The following is a 19,448-nucleotide window of genomic DNA, read 5'->3' as shown; positions in this document are numbered from 1 at the left end:
GGTCGCGGCTCGCGCCGCTCCTACAGGGAGCCGCCGTAACCGCGAGGCGATTTTGTTTCCAGCGCAGACGCCTGCCCGAAGTCCGACTGTAGGAGCTGCGCAAGCTGCGACCGCGGAGTAGCCGTTCGCGTCGCAAGCACGATGTCGCAGCCGCGACAATCGCCGCCCTCAGTTCGCCTGCGTCAACCCAGCCCGCATCTGCAACAGCGCCAGCAACTCGCGCTTCTCCGCATCGCCCAGCCCGCTCTCGCGCTGCTGCGCCTGCAATTCCTCCAGGCGCTGCACCACGGTCTGCTTGTCCAACTGCGCGATCGCATCGAGGAACTCGCGCTGCAAATGCTCCTCGTTGCCCGGCAGGCTCTGGCTCGCCAGCTTCTGCAGCGCGCCGAGCTGCGGGTGTTCGGCGAAGTGTTCGAGCAGCGCGCCGGTGGTGATTTCCGGGCGTTGCTGCACGACTTCGACGATTTCCACCAGCAAGTCGATGCCCGGCTGGTTCAGCCGGGCGAAGCCGTACGGCGGTTGCAGCGCCGCGGCCAGCGAAGGCTTTTGCAGCAGCAGCGCGATCGCGCTGCGCACCAGCGAGCGTTTCGGCGTCGCCGCCGGACGCTGCGCCGCGCTCGCGCGCTGCGCCGGCACGTGGGTCTGCGGCGAAGCGCCGCGCGCGCCGACGCCGGTCAGTTCGGTCAGGCGCTGCTGCATCAGGTCGGCGAACGCGCCGTCGGGAATCTGCGCCAGCAGCGGCTTGGCGCGTTCGGCCAGCCGGCCCTTGCCTTCGAGCGTCTGCAGGTTGACGTCGGCGGCGAGGCTGTCGAACAGGAACTGCGACAGCGGCATCGCCTCGCGCAAGCGGCGGTCGAAACCCTCGGCGCCTTCCTGCCGCACCAGCGAATCCGGGTCCTCGCCGTCGGGCAGGAACAGGAAGAACGCCTGGCGCCCGTCCTTCATCCGCGGCAGCACCGATTCGACCGCCTTCCACGCCGCGCCGCGGCCGGCGCGGTCGCCGTCGAAGCAGAAATAGACGTCGGCGGCGTTGCGGAACAGCAGTTCGGCGTGGTCGGGCGTGGTCGCGGTGCCGAGCGTCGCCACCGCGGTGTCGACACCGTGCTGGAACAGCGCGACCACGTCCATATAACCCTCGACCACGATCAGCCGCGGAATCTTGTTGTGCGCCTGGCGCACCTGCCACAGCCCGTACAGCTCGCGGCCCTTGTGGAACAGCGGGGTTTCCGGCGAGTTGAGGTACTTCGGCCCGTCGTCCTTGTCGAGCACGCGCCCGCCGAACGCGATCACCCGGCCGCGGCGGTCGTGGATCGGGAACATCACCCGGTCGCGGAACTTGTCGTAGACCCGGCCGCTGTCGTTCTTCGACAGCAGGCCGGCGCGGTCGAGCAGCTTCATCCTTCGCTCGTCGGTGCCGAGCGCGTCGCGCAGGGCGTTGAAGCCGTCGGGCGCGTAGCCGATGCCGAAGCGGTCGCGGATGTCGATGCTGACGCCGCGGCTGTCCAGATAGCCCTGGGCCTTGCCGCTGGCGGCGTACTGGCGCAGGAAGAAACGCTGCGCCGCTTCCAGCGCGTGGATCAGGTCCTGGGTGTCGGAATTCTCGTTGCGCGCGCGGGTGTCGCGCGGCACTTCCACGCCGGCGCGCTTGGCCAGCTCGTCGACCGCGTCGAGGAACTCGAGGCGGTCGTAGTTCATCAGGAAGCTGATCGCGGTGCCGTGCGCGCCGCAGCCGAAGCAGTGATAGAACTGCTTGGTCGGCGAGACCCAGAACGACGGCGAGCGCTCGTCGTGGAACGGGCAGCGCGCCGAGTATTCCTTGCCCTGGCGCTTCAACGGCACGCGCGCGGCGATCACCTCGACGATGTCGGTGCGGGCGAGCAGGTCGTCGATGAAGCCGTCGGGGATGCGGGCCATGCCGGTGCCGCCCGGGCGGGCGGACAGTCTGGAAGCGGAGCGACGACTAGGATGCCACGGGTCGGGCGCATCGGCCGCGACCGCGGCGGGCGGTTCGCGCGCGGGCCGCGTCCCGGGCCCGGGTCCGCGCCGGGCTCAGGCCGCGTCCAGGCCCGCCGCGGCGCGTTCTTCGGCCAGCCGGCGGCGCACCCGCGCGTGCTCGTCGAGCATCGCGGTGATCAGCGCGCCGACCAGGAACACCACCGCGCAGTAGTACATCCACACCAGCATGACCACCAGCCCGCCGGCCGGGCCGTAGGCAGTGCCGAGGCTGGCCTGGCCCAGGTACAGGCCGATCGCGCTGCGCCCGAGCATGAACATGCCCGCGGTCAGCGCGCCGCCGAACAGTGCGCGCCGGCGCGTCACCGGCCGGTCCGGCAGCCAGCGGTACATCGCCGCGAACACCGCCGCGTACAACAGGAACGACACCGCCGCGGCGAACGCCGGCAACAGGTCGGGGACGTAGGCGATCAGCAGTTGCAGCGCGGCCTGCGCGGCCATCGACACCACCAGCAGGAAGCCGACGCTGATGACCATGCCGAACGACAGCAGGCGCTTGCGCAGCCACACCGCCAGCCCGCCCAGGCGCTTGGCGTCGCTGCGGAACACCCGGTTCAGGGCGGCCTGCAACTGGCCGAACACCGCCGACGCGCCGACCAGCAGCGCCAGCGTGCCGAGCAGGGCCGCCATCGAGCCGGTGCCGGGCCGGTGCTGGGCGTTGGCGACGATCAGCCGCGCGGTGTTCTCGACCTCGTTGCCGGCCAGCAGGCCCATCTGGCGGAAGAACTCCTCCTGCGCGGACGGGTACAGCGCGGTGCTCAGCCACAGCACCATCAGCACCAGTGGAGCCAGCGACAGCAGGGTGTAGAACGACAGCGCCGCGGCCAGAGCGAGGATGTCGTAATCGACGAAGCGCTGCACGAACTTGCCCGGCCAGCTCTGCTCCAGCCGGGTCTGCAGGCCGTGGATGCGCTGCATCGCGTCGTGGGCGAGTTCGGCGGCGGCGGAGCGGACCGGGCCGTCGTGGTCGTCGCGCTCGTGCGCCGCGGCGTTCGGGCCGTCGTTGCTGGCCTGCATCGTGGCCGCGGTGGCCTGCGCATCGTCGCGGGGCGGTGCGCCTGCTGGACCGGTGCGCACCGCAACGGGCGCGGACGCAGAGTCCTCGGCGGAGCGGCGGGAATCGTTCGGTGGAAGGTCGGTCGAAGGCATGCGGCGAACGGAGCGGCGCGGGCGGCGTCGCGTTCAGTATCCGACAAGCCGGTTAGGCGTGTGTTGGCGCGGCGTTAGAGCGAGGCGACGAACCCAGCCGCCGCACCGCCGCCGAAGCCCCTGTAGGAGCGGCGCAAGCCGCGACCGCGCCATCCCAACCACGACGCAACGTCCCGCAGCCCCACAAAACGAAAAGCCGGCGCAGCAAGGCGCCGCGCCGGCCCGTCTTCATTCGCGGAAGTAATCGTCCCGCATCGTGCCCTCAAAGCGCCCGGCGTGCAGGCAGCAACGCCTTGAACCTCCGGGTCGAGCCGCACGGGCAGGGATCGTTGCGGCCGAGCTTCTCGACCAGTTCCTTGCCGCCGTGGACGAAGCGGCGGCCGCGCTTGACCCGGCTCTCGGACGGATAGCCCTTGCGGCGCTTGCGGGTCACTTCGACCGGCGCAGATTCGATCAGTGCGGATTCGGCTTCGAGCGGATCGGCAGCGAAGTCGGCGCGGGCCGCGGCATCCGCGGGTGCGGCGAGGTCGTCGCGCTCAGCGAGCGGCGAGGCAAAAGCAGTGGGGAATCAAACGATGGCGTTGCATGGCGCACCTCCGGTTGTGCGGCCCTTGCGGGCGATGGAACCGGACGCGGCACGCGCCGCGTCCGGCGAAACTTCGGCCCGACGCTTCCGGCGTCGGGCCCGGGCGGGCTTCAGCCCGCCAGCCGCTGCTTGGCCAGCGCCGACACCTGGCCCATATCGGCCTTGCCGCCGAGCTTGGCCTTGAGCGGGCCCATCAGCTTGCCCAGGTCGGCCGGGCCGGTCGCGCCGACTTCGGCGATGGTCGCGTCGAGCACGGCCAGGATTTCGGCCTCGCCCATCTTGGCCGGCAGGTAGCGGTCGATGACCACCATCTCGTCGCGCTCGATCTGGGCCAGATCGTCGCGCTGGGCGGCTTCGTACTGGGTGATCGAGTCGCGGCGCTGCTTGACCATCTTGTCGAGCACGGCGATCACCGCGGCGTCGTCGAGCTCGATCCGCTCGTCGACTTCGCGCTGCTTGATCGCGGCGTTGATGAGGCGGATTACGCCCAGGGAATGCTTGTCGCCGCTCTTCATCGCGGCCTTCATGTCTTCGGTGAGGCGTTGCTTGAGGCTCATGGGACGAATCCGGGAGTGGAAAAGGGGAAGGGGCGCGGCCGAATGCGGACCTGAGGCCCGGTTTTGACCGAACCGCAAACGCAAAGAGCCGGCAGCGCCCTGGGCGCAGCCGGCTCGATGGTCGTTACCTCGCAAGCGCCGGCCGCGAAGCCGGTGCAGCGCGGAGACGCGATCAGTACAGGCGCTGACGCTTGGTCACATCGCGCGAAGCGCGACGGGCCTGACGCTTCACCGCCGCGGCGGCCTTGCGCTTGCGTTCCTGCGTCGGCTTTTCGTAGAACTCGCGCTTGCGGGTCTCGGCCAGAACGCCGGCCTTCTCGCAGGTGCGCTTGAAGCGGCGCAGGGCAAATTCGAAAGGCTCGTTTTCGCGGACTTTGACGCTGGGCATACGTATTCTCGTTGAGGGACCAGCCCGGGCAGGCCGGGGAGAGCCGCGCATTATAGCGATGCTCGGGCGGAAGGTGCAACATAGGCGGTATGAACGCGACATTCTCCCAGAAATCGGCCGCCGCGCCAGCCCCTGCGCTGCTGCGCGCCGGCCTGGAGGGCCCCGTCCGATGAAGGTCCTGGGTATCGAAACCAGCTGCGACGAGACCGGGGTGGCCGTCTACGACACCGCCGCCGGGCTGCGCGCGCACGCCCTCTACAGCCAGATCGCCCTGCACGCCGAGTACGGCGGGGTGGTGCCCGAGCTGGCCAGCCGCGACCACGTGCGCAAGCTGCTGCCGCTGATCCGCCAGACCCTGGCCGACGCCGGCCTGCGCACCGACGAGCTCGACGGGGTGGCCTACACCGCCGGCCCCGGCCTGGTCGGCGCGCTGCTGGTCGGCGCCGGCGTCGCCCGCGCCCTGGCCTGGGCCCTGGACGTGCCGGCGATCGGCGTGCACCACATGGAAGGCCACCTGCTGGCGCCGCTGCTCGAGGACGACCCGCTCGGCCGGCCCGAGCCGCCGTTCGTGGCCCTGCTGGTGTCCGGCGGCCACACCCAACTGGTCGCGGTCGACCGCATCGGCCAGTACCGCCTGCTCGGCGAGACCCTCGACGACGCCGCCGGCGAAGCCTTCGACAAGACCGCCAAGCTGATGGGCCTGCCGTACCCCGGCGGCCCGCAGCTGGCCGCGCAGGCCGAACTCGGCGTGCCGGGCCGGTTCAAGTTCGCCCGCCCGATGACCGACCGGCCGGGCCTGGATTTCAGCTTCAGCGGTTTGAAGACCCAGGTGCTGTTGGCCTGGCAGAACAGCGACCAGAGCGAGCAGACCCGCGCCGACATCGCGCGCGGGTTCGAGGACGCGGTGGTCGACACGCTGGCGATCAAGTGCGAGCGCGCGCTGGACGCGGCCGGTTGCGACACCTTGGTGGTCGCCGGCGGCGTCGGCGCCAACAAGCGTTTGCGCGCCAAGCTCGCGGCGGCGGCGCAACGGCGCGGCGGCCGGGTCGCGTTCCCGCGGCCGGTGTTCTGCACCGACAACGGCGCGATGATCGCCTACGCCGGCGCGCTGCGCCTGCAGGCCGGGCAGCGTGCGGACGCGTCGGTGCGGGTGACGCCGCGGTGGGACATGGCGACGCTGGAAGCGGTTTGATCGGCGCACAAGGCGTCGCGGCGGCGTTGGGGCGTTCGTCGTCGGTGTGGTGTCGCGGTCGCGGCTCGCGCCGCTCCTACAGGGGCTTCGGCGAGTTTCGTATCCGGCTGTAGGAGCGGCGCGAGCCGCGACCGCGACACCGCAACCACGACGAGCGCCCCGTTATCGCCCGCGTCGGCGACAAGCCTCGCCGCGCTCAGGTACATTGCGCCGCATCCTCGACTGCACCGGCCCACGCACACGTTCATGGACCACGTATTCATCGAAGGCCTGGAAATCGAGGCCGTCATCGGCATCTACGACTGGGAGCGCGACATCCGCCAGCCGCTGGTGTTCGATCTGGACATGGAATTCGACAACCGCGCGCCCGCGGCCAGCGACGCGATCGAGCACACGCTGGACTATTCCGCGGTGTGCGCGCGCATCACCGAGTTCGTCGCGGCTTCGCGTTTCGGCCTGGTCGAAACCCTGGCCGAGCGGGTCGCGGCGATCGTGATCGACGAGTTCGGCGTGCGCCGGGTGGCGTTGAAGCTGACCAAGCCCGGCGCGATCCGCAACGCGCGCGGCGTCGGCGTGCGGATCGAGCGCGAGCGCGCGTCGGGCTGAGGCCGCGGCGCGCGCCGGCGTCGGCGTGGCGCCGATGCGCGCGCGTACCGTCGAAGCGCCGCGCGGCCGCGCGCTGCGCCGCCTGCGCAAAGCCGCCGCGGATCGCTTTGGCCACTTGCGCCGCGGCCGCGCAGCGCCGACGATGCGCCGTCATCAAGCTCTGGGGAGAGACGATGTTCGACAAGATCAAGCGCAGCTGGGAGCTGGCCAAGGCCAGCGCCTCGGTGCTGCATTCCGACCGCGAGCTGCTGGTGTTCCCGGTGATGTCCGCCGCCTGCGTGCTGGTGGTGCTGGCGACCTTCCTGGTGCCGGCGCTGGCGCTGGATCTGTTCCGCGACGGCTACGGCGCGGGCAGCATCGCGTTCGCCTTCGCGTTCTACTTCTGCCAGTACTTCGTCATCGTGTTCTGCAACTGCGCGCTGGTCAGCGCGGCGATGATCCGGCTCGAAGGCGGCGACCCGACCCTGCGCGACGGGCTGCGCGCGGCGACCGCGCGGATCGGCGCGATCGCCGGCTACGCGGCCATCGCCGCGACCGTCGGCATGCTGCTCAACGCGCTCAAGGACCGCGACAACAACTTCATCGTGCGCCTGATCGGCGGCGCGCTCGGCGCGGCCTGGACCATGGCGACGTTCCTGGTGGTGCCGGTGCTGGTCGCCGAGGACGTCGGCCCGGTCGACGCGGTCAAGCGCTCGGTGGCGATGTTCAAGCGCACCTGGGGCGAGAGCGCGGCCGGCATGGTCGGCATCGGCCTGGCCTGCGGCGCGGCGATGCTCGGCGTGGGCGCGGTCGGTTTCGGCCTGGCCTGGCTGCTGGGCCTGGCGTCCAGCGCGCTGGCGGTGCTGATCGGCGCGATCACGGTGCTGGCCCTGCTCGGGCTGGCGGTGTACCAGAGCGCGCTCGGCGGGGTGTATTCGGCGGCGCTGTACCGCTACGCCGCCGACGGCGAGGTGCCGGCCGGGTTCGAAGGTTTGTCGCTGGAGTCCGCGCGCGCCTGAGCGTTGCCGGTCGGCATAACGACGAAGGCCGCCTGCGAGGGCGGCCTTCGTCGTTAGTGCGGACCGGCATTCTCAGCTCAAGGCCTGCGACAGCTGCGGCCGTTCGCCGAAGCTCACGACGATGCGGTGCGCATCGTCGGCGGCGTGCGGATAGAACCAGACCAGCACCTGCTCGCCGGCACGCGGCAGCGCGCGCGGGTCGAAATCGCCGATCTTGGCGACGCGGCGCTCGGTGCCGGCGTGGTCGTCGAAGCGCACCACCACCCGCACCCGCGACGGGTTGTAGACCTCGGTGCCGACGTGTTCGGTATGCACCACGGTGCCGGCCGCGCGTACGCCGTGGGCGAGCAGGTCGCGCACGCGGCGGTCGCGTTCGCGATAGCGGCGCAGGCACACCATCGCGCCGAGCACCAGCAACAGCGCGATCAATGCGAACGACGCCGGCAGCGAACGCGGCGCATCGCCGAACAGCCACTGCGGCCAGCCCGCGGCCAGGCCGGTCAGCGCGGCCTGCGGGTGCCACGGCCAGGCGCGAGCGAAGGCGAAACCGGCGGCGAGCGCGGCCATCGCCAGCGCCAGCCCGGTCTGCAAGGCCACCGCCAGGCCGAAGCGCGCGCCGAGGCCAGCGTTGACGAACACGCCGAAGATCAGCCCGGCGAAGCCGCCGGCCAGCAGCGACCACAGCAGCGCCTGCAACGGCGCGCCCGGCGCGATCGCCTGCGGCGGTTGCGCCAGCGCGCCGGCGAGGCTGTAGCCGCACAGGACCCAGCCGGCGGCGCACAGCGCCAGCAGCAGCCACAGCCGCGCCGGCAGATGGTCCGGGGGCGGCAGCAGGCGGCTGTGTTCGATCGCGACGACGGGCTTGCTCATGCTGGGCTTCCTTGTCGGTGCGGAACCGGGGAGCCATGTTGCATGCGTTTTGCGAAGAAAATGTGAGTTAAATCACAAATTTTCGTGGGCTGGTATGGCCGTTTGCAGTGGCGAACGGCGTTTTTTCCGGGTTTTTTTCGCGTTCAGCCGATGCGCGCGGCGAGGTCGCGGTTTCCCTGTTCAGCCAGAACGCCCGTGCCGCTGGGTCACTGCGCGGCCAGCCGCTCCTCGATTTCGGCGTCCTCGTCGCTGCCGAAACCGACCGCGATGCGGTCCTCGTCGCCGGGCGCTTCGCGCAGGAACCAGACCTGGACCGGATCGCCGACCCGCGGGATCCGGGTCGGGTCGAACTGGCCGGTCTTGCTGACCCAGCGCTCGGTGCCGAGGTGGTCGACGAAGCGGGTTACGAAGCGGATCCGCGGTTCGTTGCCGACTTCGATCCCGGTGTGGTGGGTCTCGGTGACGGTGCCGGGCACGCGCTGGCCCTGCGACAAGGTCTCGCGCAGGCGCCGCTGCCGGCGCAGGTGGCGGCGGCGCGCGCCGAAGGCGGCGAGCGTCAGCGCCGCCGAGATCGCCGCCAGCAGCCCCGGCGCCCAGTACTGCGCGGTCCATGACAGCCAGCCGCCGCCGCCCCAGGGCAGGCTGCCGGCGGCGTCGAAGAAGCCCAGGTGCGGCGGCCGCACCCAGCGGTCGGCGGCGCCGCGCCACAGCCCCAGCGCGACCGCCGCCAGCGACAGCGCGAACGCGGCGAAGCCGCCGCCGGCGCCGCCGAGCGCCGCGCCGAGCACGGCGTCGGCGGCGAAGCCGAGGATCATCGCGCCGAACACGCCGACGAACAGCATCCACAGCAGCGCCGGCGTCTCGTTCGGCGGTTGCAGCGGCGCGGCCAGGTAGCCGGTGGCGATCGGGTAGGTAGCGACGTCGCCGACGCCATAACCGAACATCGCCCACAGCCCGGCGCAGGCCGCGACCAGCAGCCACGCGCGCCAGCCCGGCCGCGGCTGCGCGCCGGCGCGCAGGCGTTCGCGGCGGCGGGCGAGGGCGGGATCGACAGTGCTCATGGCGGCGGTCCTTCGGTGCGCGGGGTTTGGCCGCGATTATGGCCGGCCGGCGTGTCGCGGGCCGGCCGGAACGCGTCGGGCCTGCAGGCCCTCCCTCCGGTAGCGGCCGATGGCCGTTGCGCACGGGCCGCGGTCTTGATGCGCTCGGATCGGCACCGGCACCGGCACCGGCACCGGCACCGGCATCGGCATCGGCATCGGCATCGGCACCGGCACCGGCACCGGCACCGGCACCGCAGCGGCAGCAGCGGCCTTCGCGTCGGCGGCCGCAGCGCCGCCCGGCTGCGCAAACCCGCGCGCCGGCGCGACCGCCTGCTTCGAACGCGCGCTGCTTTATCCTGAGCGTCCCGCTCGCCACCGCCGTGCCCGTGACCGCTCTCGACCTGCCGCTCCCCGACGCCGACGCGCTCGCCCACAGCGCGCGCCTGTCCCGCTTCATCCACGACCGGATCGCCGCCGACGGCGGCGCGATCGCGTTCTCGCGCTTCATGGAGCTGGCGCTGTACGCGCCGGGCCTGGGCTACTACAGCGCCGGCGCGAGCAAGTTCGGCGGCGAAGGCGATTTCGTCACCGCGCCCGAACTCGGCCCGGTCTTCGCCGCGTGCACGGCGCAGGCGCTGGCGCCGGTACTGCAACAGCTCGGCGCGCAGGCGCGGGTGCTGGAAATCGGCGGCGGCACCGGCGCGTTCGCCGAAGTCGCGCTCAAGCGCCTGCTCGAACTCGACGCGCTGCCGGATCGCTACGCCATCCTCGAACCCAGCGCGCAGTTGCGCGAGCGCCAGCGCGAGCGGCTGATGCAGCGGCTGGCGCCGCCGCTGTTCGAACTGGTGGAATGGCTCGACGGCCCGTTCGGCGACGAGTGGGACGGCGTGGTGTTCGCCAACGAAGTCATCGACGCGCTGCCGACGCCGCGCTTCGCCATCGCCGACGGCGAAGTGTACGAGGAACACGTCGCCGCCGACGGCGAGGGTTTCAAGCGCGAGCTGCGCCCGGCCGACGGTTTTCTGTCGAACGCGGTGCGCCATGTCGAGCGCGGACTGGAACACCGTTTCGCCGACGGCTACCGCTCGGAAGTGCTGCCGCAGCTGCCGTACTGGATCCAGGCGGTGGCCGGCGGCCTGCGCCGCGGCGCGCTGCTGTTCGCCGATTACGGTTATGCGCGGCGCGAGTTCTATGCGCCCGAACGCGACGACGGCACCTTGCGCGCTTACTACCGCCATCGCGTGCACGCCGAACCGCTGTTGTGGCCGGGCTTGCAGGACATCACCGCGTCGGTGGACTTCACCGCGCTGGTCGAGGCCGGCGTCGGCGCCGGTTTCGATCTGGCCGGGTATTGCTCGCAGGCCAGCTTCCTGCTCGGCAACGGCCTGGACGAGGTGCTCAAGCGCATCGACGGCATCGCCGATCCGCTCGAGAAGCAGCGCCGGCTCAACGAGGTCAAGAAGCTGACCCTGCCGAGCGAAATGGGCGAACGCTTCCAGGTCATGGGCTTGGAGAAGGACGTCGAGTTCGGCGTAGCGTTCCTGGTCGGCGACCTGAGCCATCGCCTGTGAGCGCGGGCCGCTCCTTGCGCGAGTTCCATCGTCCGACGCTGTGGATCGCGCTGTGGCTGGCGATGATCGCGGCCGTCATCGCGACCTGCCTGATGCCGGCCAAGGACCTGCCGCCGACGCCGTTCGACAGCTTCGACAAGGTCGAGCACTTCACCGCCTACCTGCTGCTGTCGCTGTACGCCGGCATGCTGTTCGCGCGGGTGCGCGCGCAGGCGCTGGCGACGGCGGGGCTGATCGCGCTCGGCGTGGCGCTGGAGTTCGCCCAGGCCAACCTGACCGATTCGCGCAGCGGCGACGCCGCCGACGGGCTCGCCAACAGCCTCGGCGCCTTGGCCGGGCTGTGGCTCGCGCGCACGCCGATCGCGCTGTGGCTGCAACGCGTGGACCGGCGGCTGGCGCCGCGCTGAGCCGCGGCGCGCCTGCGCCGGCTCGCGGCCTGCCCATCGAACGCGCTTCAGCGAATTCATCCCTGCACTTATGACGTGCATCGGAGATGCCGGCGCGCCATGCGCCGTCCGCCGCATTTCGGTGACGCGCAACGCATTCAGGTCTGAACGCCGGCTAGCCGATTCGTCGTATTAGTAAATCCGTCACAAAGGCAAAGTCGGCACAGTCACGCGGCGTATTGCGAAAAGGTTAAGAAGCCGTGAGGCTCCAGCGCGGGCCACGGGCCCCCGCCTCTACCTTCGCAAGGAACCGACTCATGTCCCCAGCGCAGTACCGCCACCGACTGGCGTTGGCCGTCGCCGCCGCCATCGCCGCGACCGCCGTCGTCCCCGCCGCGTCCGCCCAGGAACCGGCCGCGCCGGCCAGCCGCGACGCGACCACGCTCGATGCGGTGCAAGTGACCGGTTCGCGCGCGCGCGGCCGCGCCGCCGAGGACACCGCAGCGCCCGTGGACGTCATCGGCAAGGAAGAACTGACCGCCACCGGCGCCACCGAGGTCGGCCAGATCCTGCAGATGCTGGAGCCCTCGTTCAATTTCTCGCGCACCTTCGTCAGCGACGGCACCGACATCCTGCGTCCGGCGACGCTGCGCTCGCTCGGCCCCGATCAGGTGCTGGTGCTGGTCAACGGCAAGCGCCGCCACCAGCAGGCGCTGGTCAACGTGCAGCAGACCATCGGCCGCGGTTCGGCCGGCACCGACATCAACGCGATCCCGCTGTCGGCGATCGAGCGCATCGAAGTGCTGCGCGACGGCGCCGCCGCGCAGTACGGCTCGGACGCGATCTCCGGCGTCATCAACATCATCCTGAAGAAGCAGACCACCGAGACCCAGGTGTCGGTGCAGGCCGGCCAGAACTACGCCGGCGACGGCGAGAACTACTCGGCCTCGGTCAACACCGGCGTCAAGCTCGGCGCGGACGGCTTCCTCAACATGTCGTTCGAATACCGCGACCGCGGCGCGACCAACCGCGCCGGTCCGGACAGCCTGCGCGTGAGCCCGCCGCGGGTGACCCAGCGCCTCGGCGACGCCGACGCCACCGACGCCTACTTCTGGTTCAACGGCGGCCTGCCGGTCGGCCGCGGCGAGCTGTACTGGTTCGGCGGCCTGTCCAAGCGCAAGGGCGATTCCTACGGCTTCTTCCGCAGCCCGGGCGACAACCGCACGGTGCCGGCGCTGTACCCCAACGGCTTCCTGCCGAACATCCGCACCAAGGTCGACGACACTTCGCTCGCGGTCGGCTACAAGGCGCCGATCAACGACAACTGGGACTGGGACATCTCGGTCAACCGCGGCCGCAGCAAGTTCGGCTTCGAGGAAGCCGACTCGGTCAACGTCAGCTGGTGGTACGAGCCCAAGCCCGGCGGCGGCATCTACGCCGAATCGCCGACCAAGGCCGACACCGGCACGCTGCAGTTCGACCAGACCACGTTGAACCTGGATTTCCGCGGCACGCTGAAGGGCTTCAACGACCGTCCGCTGTACCTGGGCACCGGCCTGGAATACCGCAAGGACGAGTACCAGATCCGCGCCGGCGCGCCGGTGACTTACACCTACGGCCGCACCAACAACCGCGCGATCAACATCGTCGGCCAGACCGGCGACACCGCGCAGCCGGGCATGCAGGGCTTCCCGGGCTTCTCGCCGAACGAGGCGGTCGACGACGGCCGCCACAACTACGCGGCCTACCTGGACCTGGAAACCAATCTCAGCGACCGCTTCCTGGTCGGCGCGGCGGTGCGTTACGAGGACTACTCCGACTTCGGCAACACCACCACCGGCAAGCTGTCGGCGCGCTTCGACGCCAGCGAGAAGTTCGCCCTGCGCGGCACCGTGTCGACCGGCTTCCGCGCGCCGGGCGTGCAGCAGCTGTTCTACAGCCAGCGCTCGACCAACCTCAACGCCGCCGGCGAGCTCACCGACACCCTGACCGCGCGCCAGAACAGCGCGGTGACGCGCGCGTTCGGGATCGAGCCGCTGAAGGAGGAAACCTCCAAGAGCGGTTCGCTCGGCTTCGTGCTCAAGCCCAGCGACCGGTTCTCGCTGACGATGGACGTGTTCCGCATCGACATCGACGACCGCATCATCTTCTCCAGCAACATCCAGCCCGAAGCGGTCGGCACCAACGGCCAGCCGTGCGCGCCGGGCAACGGCAACTGCCCGATCCGCGCGATCCTCGACCCGATCGGCGTCGGCCAGGTGCTGTTCTTCACCAACGCCATCGACACCCAGACCACCGGCGTGGACCTGGTCGCGAACCACAACACCGAGTTCGCCGCCGGCTCCAAGCTGACCCTGACCGCGCTGGTGCACTTCAACAAGACCGAGGTCAAGGCGCGCCGTTCGCAGTCGTCGATCCTGCCGCCGAACGTGCTGTTCGACGACACCCAGGTGACCCTGATCGAGAAGGGCCAGCCGCGCCAGCACCACGTACTGCAGGGCGTGTACGAAACCGGCAAGTGGGAGTTCACCGGCCGCGCCAACTACTACGGCCCGGTCACCGGCGAAGGCTTCACCCCGGGGATCAAGCAGACCTGGAGCGGCAAGTGGCTCGCCGATTTCGCGGTGCGCTACAAGCTCAACGAGCAGCTCAGCTTCACCGTCGGCGGCAACAACCTGTTCGACACCTATCCGGACAAGTGGGACCGGGTCAGCGGCGCGCCGTTCCCGGAACTGGGCTTCAAGTACGGCTGGGAGACGCTGCCGTTCGGCATGAACGGCGGCAGCTACTACCTGCGCGCGGATTACCGGTTCTGATTTGAGCGCAGCCGGGCAGCGGAGGCCGTCGCGTGCGAACGCGGCGGCCTTCGTCGTTTCGGAGCACCCCTGTAGGAGCGGCGCGAGCCGCGACCGCGACAACGCACCTGCGGCGAAGGTTGTGGCGTAGTTGCGTTGTCGCGGTCGCGGCTCGCGCCGCTCCTACAGGGAGAGACTCACTCTCGCTTCGACCCGGCGATCGCGGCGATGCGCGCGCGGCGCATCGCTTCGCCGATGGCCGGGCCGGCCAGGTCGGCCGGCAGGTCGCTCGCACGCACCTTCAGCGCCGCGTGCAGCGCATCGACCAGCATCGGGCGCGACGGATAGTCGCGGTCTTCCAGGCCCAGGCGGCCGCGTTTGTCGGCCTCGCACACCAGCGCCATCTGCTCGATCCGCTGCGGGTTGCGCCAGCCGTCGCAGCGCGCGATCAGATCGTAGACGCTGCGCGCGCGCATCTCGTCGAGCCGGTGCACGTTGAGGTGCTCGCGGCAGACCGCTTCGGCCAGCAAGCGGTGTTCGGTCGGCACCTTCAGCCGCGCGCACAGCTGCGCCAGCGGTTCCAGGCCGTTGCGCTCGTGGTTGTGGTGGCGCGGCAGCAGCTCGGCCGGGGTGCGCGCCTTGCCGAGGTCGTGGGTCAGCGCGGCGAAGCCGATCAGGTCGTCGCCCGGCGCGAGCTGCGCGGCCATGTCCACGACCATTTCGGTGTGGATGCCGGTATCGACCTCCGGGTGGTACTCCGCGCGTTGCGGCACGCCGTACAGCGCTTCGACTTCCGGCAGCACCGCGGCGAGCGCGCTGGCGTCGTGCAGGGTGCGCAGGAACGCCGACGGCTTCGCGCAGCGCAGCGCGCGGCGCAGTTCCTGCCACACGCGCTCGGCGACCAGGTCGCTGAGTTCGCCGGATTCGGCCATGCGCCGCATCAGCGCCATCGTCTCCGGCGCGACGCTGAAGCCGTGCGCGCCGAAGCGGGCCATGAAGCGCGCCGCGCGCAGCACCCGCAGCGGGTCTTCGACGAAGGCGTCGCCGACGTGGCGCAGCACTTTCGCTTCGAGGTCGCGCGCGCCGCCGTAAGGATCGATCAGGCGGCCGTCGCTCTCGTCGCGGGCGATCGCGTTGATGGTGAAATCGCGCCGGCCCAGGTCGTCTTGCAGCGACACCGACGGATCGGCGTCGACGACGAAGCCGCGGTAGCCGCGGCCGGACTTGCGTTCGGTGCGGGCCAGCGCGTACTCCTCGCCGGTGTCGGGGTGCAGGAACACCGGGAAGTCCTTGCCGACCGGCTTGAAGCCGGCGTCGAGCATGGCCTGCGGCGTTTCGCCGACGACGACGTAATCGCGGTCGCCGGCCGGCAGCCCGAGCAGGCTGTCGCGGACCGCGCCGCCGACCAAGTAAACCTTCATCTCTCCTACCTCAATGCAGTGCTTTCAACGCGGCGCGTTCTGCGCCAGCAAACCGACGATGTCTTCCGCGCCGGCGTTGCGCCCCAGCCGGCGCGTGATCGGATTCGGCTGGCCCGACACCCACAGCCGCAGCTCGGCTTCCAGGTCGAAATGGCCGGCGGTCTCCAGCGAGAACATCACGATGCTGCGGTAGGGCAGGCTCAGGAACTCGGTCTTGCGTCCGGTCACGCCCTGCTTGTCGACCAGGATCAGGCGGCGGTCGGTGAACACGATCAGGTCGCGGATCTCGCCGAACGCGCGCAGCACCGCCTCGCCCGGAGCGAGCAGCGGGGCGAAATCTTCGTTGACCTTGTCGGCGGACTTGGCGCCGGCGTGGCCGAGCAGGGTGTCGAGCAGGCCCATGGCGTGTTCCTTTCGCGGGAGTGTGCTGCGCATCCTAGCGCAGCGGGCAGACGCGCCGGCGGACCGGCGCGGGACGCGGCGGCCGCGACGCGACTGCGTTGAAACCCGCGTCGTGGTTGGGTTGGCGCGGTCGAGGCTTGCGCCGCTCCTACAGGGAGGTGCCGAAGATTTCCGACAGGCGGGGCAGGACCGGCGTCGGCTCGATGCCGAGCTTGAGCAGGCCGTTCTCGACGCTGGTCGAATCGGTCTGTAGCGAACGCCAGTTGTCGCGGCTGATCGGCTTGCCCGGCAGGTGCTCGCCGATTTCGGCCTGCAGCTTGCCGAGCGCGTCGGGCAGCGGCAGCACCGCGCGCAGGCGGCCGCGCGCGCGGGCGCTGGCGCGGACGATCTCGCCCAGGGTCATGACCTCGGGCCCGACCAGGTTGTAGCTGCGCTGCACGTGCGCGGGGTCGGCCAGCGCGTTGACGAAGGCCTGGACCACGTCGCCGACCCACACCGGCTGGAAGCGCGCGTTGGCGCGGCCGATCGGCAGCGCCGGGGCGTAGCGCAGCAGCGCGTCGAAGCGGCAGAACAGGCCGTCGCCGGGGCCGGCGATGACCGACGGGCGGAACAGGGTCCAGTCGAGCTTGGACGCGCGCACTTTCTGTTCGGCGCGGCCGCGCGCTTCCAGGTAATGGCTCTGGCCGGTGCCGGCGTTGAGCGCGCTCATCTGCAACAGCCGACGCACGCCCATGTCGCGCATGGCTTCGAGCAGCGCCTCCAGCAGTTCGACGTAGACGTGCTCGAAGCCGCGCCCGCTGTCGCCCTGCTCGTTGAGGATGCCGACCAGATTGACCACCGCGTCGACGTCGTCGAGCACCGCGCGCAGGAAATCCGGATTGGCCACGTCGCCTTCGATGATGCTGGCGTCGCGGCTGAGCTTTTTCTTCTTCGACGGGTCGACGCCGCGGCTGAGCACGGTGACGCGATAGCGCTCGCGCAGCAGGCGTTCGGCCAGATGGCGGCCGACGAAGCCGGTGCCGCCGAGGATCAGCACATGACGACGCGACACGGCGGCGGCCTACTCGGTTTCCGCCGGCAGCGGCGCGCTGGTCGCCGCGGCGGCGGCCGGGCAGACGAAAGATTTGCGCTTGGCGTCGGTGACGCCGCGCAGGCGGTCGCTGACGTTGAGCGCGTCGCCGTTCATGCGCCAGTCGTAGAGCACGCTGAAGGCCAGCACGCGGGCGACGTACTCGCGGGTTTCCTTGTAGCTGATGGTCTCGATCCAGAAATCCGGTTCCATGCCCGGGCGCTGCGACTGCCAGCGGTTCAGCGGCGCCGGGCCGGCGTTGTAGCCGGCCATCGCGAAATACGGCTGGCCGCCGTACTTGTCGAGCAACTGGCGCAGGTACGCGGTGCCGAGCACGATGTTGGTGTCGGAGTCGTACAGGCTGGCCGCGCCGCCCCACGGCAGGCCGAGGCTCTTGGCGACCTGCGCGCCGGTGCCCGGCACCACCTGCATCAGGCCCATCGCGTTGGCGCCGGAGCGCGCGGTCGGGTTGAAGATGCTTTCGGCGCGGATCTCGGCCGCGACCCAGGCCGGGTCGAGGCCGTTCTTCAGCGATTCGCGGCGGATCGTCTCGCCGTGGTGCAGCGGGAAGCGCAGGTAGTACAGGCGCTGTTCCTGCGGGGTCTTGTTGAGCGAGAACACCGCGCGGTCGAACCAGTTGTAGCCCTGGGCGATTTCGATCGCGAGGCGGCGCTGGGTGTCGTCGAAGCGGCTCAGCGCGTCGTCCCATTCGCGGATCGCCCACGGCGCGCGTTCGATCTGGAACAGGCCCATCGCCCGGATCAGCGCCGGGTCGCGCGCGACCTGCGCGCGCGCGGCCGGCGCGTCGGCCGGCTGCGACGGGCACAGCGTATACGGCGCGCCGAGCCGGTCGGCGGACAGGAAGCCGTGGAAGTCGGCGTTCTTGGCCGATTCGCGGTACAGCCGGTTCGCGGTCGCCTTGTCGCCGGCGCGTTCGGACAGGCGCGCTTCGAAATACTCCCAGCGCGATTCGCCGCGCTGCTTGGCGCCCATCTTGCGGATCGCCGCCAGCGCCGCGTTCCAGTCCGAGCGCGCCATCGCCTCGCGCGCGCGCCACTCGTGCAGGCGCTCGTCGTAAGCCACTTCGGGCACGGCGTTGAGCCGGCGCGCGGATTCGGCGTCGTAGGACGCCACCGACCACAGCGCGGTCTGGTACAGCACCCGGCCGCGGTCTTCGTCGCTGAAGTTCAGCGCATTGGCGTACTTGGGCAGCTGCGCTTCGGCGCTGGCCGGCTGCGCCTTGGCCAGCTTGGCCAGGCCGTAGCTGGCGATCTTGCGGCTGCGTTCGGTCTTCGGCCACGCCAGCGCGCGTTCGTTGACGTTGTCGAGGAACGCGGCGTAGTCGTTGGCCTGCGCCAGCTGATCGGCCGGCAAGCCGCGCGCAGCCGCGCGCATCACCGCCGGCTGCCATTCGGCCGCGGCCGCGTCGATGCGTTCCCAGCGCAGTTCCGGGGTCAGCCCGCCCTGCGCGGCCAGCACCGCGAACGGCGCGTCGCAGGCGTCGGGCAGCGACTTGCCGCTGCTGCGCCAGATCGCCTGGGCGTCCTTGGTCCATTGCGCGTCCATGCGGCCCAGCGCCTGGCGCGCGTTCAATTCGGCGCAGCGCAACTGCGCGCCGCGGTCCTTGCCGCTGCGGTTCTTGCCGGTCCAGGCGGCGAGGAAGGCGTTCCAGTCTTCGCGGCGCGCGGTCGCGGCGAGCCAGATTTCGCGGAAGGCCTCGCCGGAGGCTTCGTTGCCGCGGCGGGCGAGGAAGTCCTGGGCCTGGCCGTTGTCGACGCTGTCGATGTTGCGGCGGAGCGCGGCGTATTCGACCCAGCCGTACAGCGGATGGCGGGCGATGTCGGCGTATTGGCCGGCATCGAAGCCGGGACGTTCGGCCGCGTCGAGCGCGGCGCGCACGCGCGGCAACTGGGTGTCGACCGTCGGCGCCGGCGGCGCGCGCAGCGACGGCGGCTTGGCCGCGGGCTGCGCCGGCGCCGACGCGGTGGTCTGCGCGCAGGCGGTGGTGGCGATGGCCGCGAGCAGCGCGGCGGCGAGCAGGGGGAGAGGGCGCGGGAGCATCGCCGGACTATAGCCGAGCGCGCATGAATGTCTTATGTGAACGCAGGGTGGATGAGGGCGAAGCGCGAACGTCGTCGCGCGTGTTGTGGGAGAAATGCGCTGCGAAAGCTATCGATCGTCATGCCCGCGCAGGCGGGCATCCAGGGCTTCATCGAGGCAGTGCGCTGAAGTCTCTGGATCCGCGCTTTCGCGGGGATGACGGCTGTAACAGCCGCGGCGCAACCCGCCTGCCGCGCAAGCGCCGCGGCGAAGCCCAACACCCAGCGCAACCCACATCCGCACGGTAGTGCAGAATCGAACGACTGCGGCACCCCACGCCGCTGCACTCAAGGAACGCGCGC

Annotated in this window: 17 protein-coding genes; 6 read left to right on the top strand and 11 right to left on the bottom strand. The window is 70.8% G+C overall.

Features of this window, described 5'->3' with window-relative positions:
- Positions 1–168: 168 nt before the first annotated feature.
- The 5 genes from dnaG to rpsU form a co-directional block, all read right to left on the bottom strand.
- Positions 169–1,914 carry a DNA primase gene (dnaG, locus tag JHW38_RS14805; RefSeq protein WP_207522118.1) on the bottom strand — a complete coding sequence of 582 codons (1,746 nt, stop codon included), beginning with the start codon at positions 1,912–1,914 and terminating at the stop codon, positions 169–171.
- 135 nt (positions 1,915–2,049) lie between these two features.
- A complete protein-coding gene (locus JHW38_RS14800; RefSeq protein ID WP_207526378.1) occupies positions 2,050–2,931 on the bottom strand; it encodes a YihY/virulence factor BrkB family protein in 882 nt (293 codons plus the stop codon).
- 493 nt (positions 2,932–3,424) lie between these two features.
- A complete protein-coding gene (locus JHW38_RS14795; RefSeq protein ID WP_207522117.1) occupies positions 3,425–3,595 on the bottom strand; it encodes an SEC-C metal-binding domain-containing protein in 171 nt (56 codons plus the stop codon).
- 263 nt (positions 3,596–3,858) lie between these two features.
- Complete coding sequence (locus tag JHW38_RS14790) at positions 3,859–4,305, bottom strand: GatB/YqeY domain-containing protein (protein ID WP_207522116.1); 447 nt, start codon at positions 4,303–4,305, stop codon at positions 3,859–3,861.
- 172 nt (positions 4,306–4,477) lie between these two features.
- Positions 4,478–4,693, bottom strand: coding sequence for a 30S ribosomal protein S21 (rpsU, locus tag JHW38_RS14785; protein WP_031371286.1), 216 nt, complete (start codon positions 4,691–4,693; stop codon positions 4,478–4,480).
- A gap of 169 nt (positions 4,694–4,862) precedes the next feature.
- Here rpsU and tsaD point away from each other — a divergent pair, with 169 nt between their 5' ends.
- From tsaD to JHW38_RS14770, 3 genes are all read left to right on the top strand, one after another.
- On the top strand, positions 4,863–5,885 hold the full coding sequence (gene tsaD, locus JHW38_RS14780) for a tRNA (adenosine(37)-N6)-threonylcarbamoyltransferase complex transferase subunit TsaD (protein WP_207522115.1): 1,023 nt from the start codon (positions 4,863–4,865) through the stop codon (positions 5,883–5,885).
- Between the two features lie 246 nt (positions 5,886–6,131).
- A complete protein-coding gene (folB, locus tag JHW38_RS14775) occupies positions 6,132–6,491 on the top strand; it encodes a dihydroneopterin aldolase (RefSeq protein WP_207522114.1) in 360 nt (119 codons plus the stop codon).
- A gap of 173 nt (positions 6,492–6,664) precedes the next feature.
- Positions 6,665–7,489 (top strand): DUF6159 family protein, encoded by an 825-nt coding sequence (locus JHW38_RS14770; RefSeq protein WP_207522113.1) that lies wholly within the window; start codon positions 6,665–6,667, stop codon positions 7,487–7,489.
- Positions 7,490–7,561: 72 nt separating this feature from the next.
- Here the strand turns inward: JHW38_RS14770 and JHW38_RS14765 are convergent, their stop codons facing one another.
- Both JHW38_RS14765 and JHW38_RS14760 read right to left on the bottom strand, forming a co-directional pair.
- On the bottom strand, positions 7,562–8,359 hold the full coding sequence (locus JHW38_RS14765) for a DUF3592 domain-containing protein (RefSeq protein ID WP_207522112.1): 798 nt from the start codon (positions 8,357–8,359) through the stop codon (positions 7,562–7,564).
- A gap of 206 nt (positions 8,360–8,565) precedes the next feature.
- A complete protein-coding gene (locus JHW38_RS14760) occupies positions 8,566–9,420 on the bottom strand; it encodes a DUF3592 domain-containing protein (protein WP_207522111.1) in 855 nt (284 codons plus the stop codon).
- A gap of 335 nt (positions 9,421–9,755) precedes the next feature.
- Between JHW38_RS14760 and JHW38_RS14755 the strand changes: the two genes are divergently transcribed.
- The 3 genes from JHW38_RS14755 (at position 9,756) to JHW38_RS14745 (ending at position 14,175) form a co-directional block, all read left to right on the top strand.
- Positions 9,756–10,973, top strand: coding sequence for a class I SAM-dependent methyltransferase (locus JHW38_RS14755; protein WP_428995325.1), 1,218 nt, complete (start codon positions 9,756–9,758; stop codon positions 10,971–10,973).
- Positions 10,970–11,380, top strand: a complete 411-nt coding sequence (locus JHW38_RS14750; protein WP_428995249.1) for a VanZ family protein — start codon at positions 10,970–10,972, stop codon at positions 11,378–11,380. The genes JHW38_RS14755 and JHW38_RS14750 overlap by 4 nt, the downstream gene beginning before the upstream one ends.
- A 296-nt stretch (positions 11,381–11,676) precedes the next feature.
- Positions 11,677–14,175, top strand: a complete 2,499-nt coding sequence (locus tag JHW38_RS14745; RefSeq protein ID WP_207522109.1) for a TonB-dependent receptor plug domain-containing protein — start codon at positions 11,677–11,679, stop codon at positions 14,173–14,175.
- A gap of 176 nt (positions 14,176–14,351) precedes the next feature.
- Here the strand turns inward: JHW38_RS14745 and JHW38_RS14740 are convergent, their stop codons facing one another.
- From JHW38_RS14740 to JHW38_RS14725, 4 genes are all read right to left on the bottom strand, one after another.
- On the bottom strand, positions 14,352–15,575 hold the full coding sequence (locus JHW38_RS14740; protein WP_207522108.1) for a multifunctional CCA addition/repair protein: 1,224 nt from the start codon (positions 15,573–15,575) through the stop codon (positions 14,352–14,354).
- Positions 15,576–15,599: 24 nt separating this feature from the next.
- Positions 15,600–15,977, bottom strand: coding sequence for a PH domain-containing protein (locus JHW38_RS14735; protein ID WP_207522107.1), 378 nt, complete (start codon positions 15,975–15,977; stop codon positions 15,600–15,602).
- A gap of 148 nt (positions 15,978–16,125) precedes the next feature.
- The gene (locus JHW38_RS14730) at positions 16,126–17,028 is read right to left on the bottom strand and encodes a complex I NDUFA9 subunit family protein (RefSeq protein WP_207522106.1); all 903 of its coding nucleotides are present in this window, start codon (positions 17,026–17,028) and stop codon (positions 16,126–16,128) included.
- Between the two features lie 9 nt (positions 17,029–17,037).
- Entirely contained in the window at positions 17,038–19,107 is a 2,070-nt protein-coding gene (locus tag JHW38_RS14725) for a lytic transglycosylase domain-containing protein (RefSeq protein WP_207522105.1), read from the bottom strand.
- Between the last annotated feature and the right edge of the window lie 341 nt (positions 19,108–19,448).

Source organism: Lysobacter enzymogenes (genome assembly GCF_017355525.1).
Classification (GTDB): Bacteria; Pseudomonadota; Gammaproteobacteria; order Xanthomonadales; family Xanthomonadaceae; genus Lysobacter; species Lysobacter enzymogenes_C.
The sequence above is the reverse complement of the archived record's forward strand: the minus strand, read 5'-3'. Positions and strand labels throughout refer to the sequence as shown.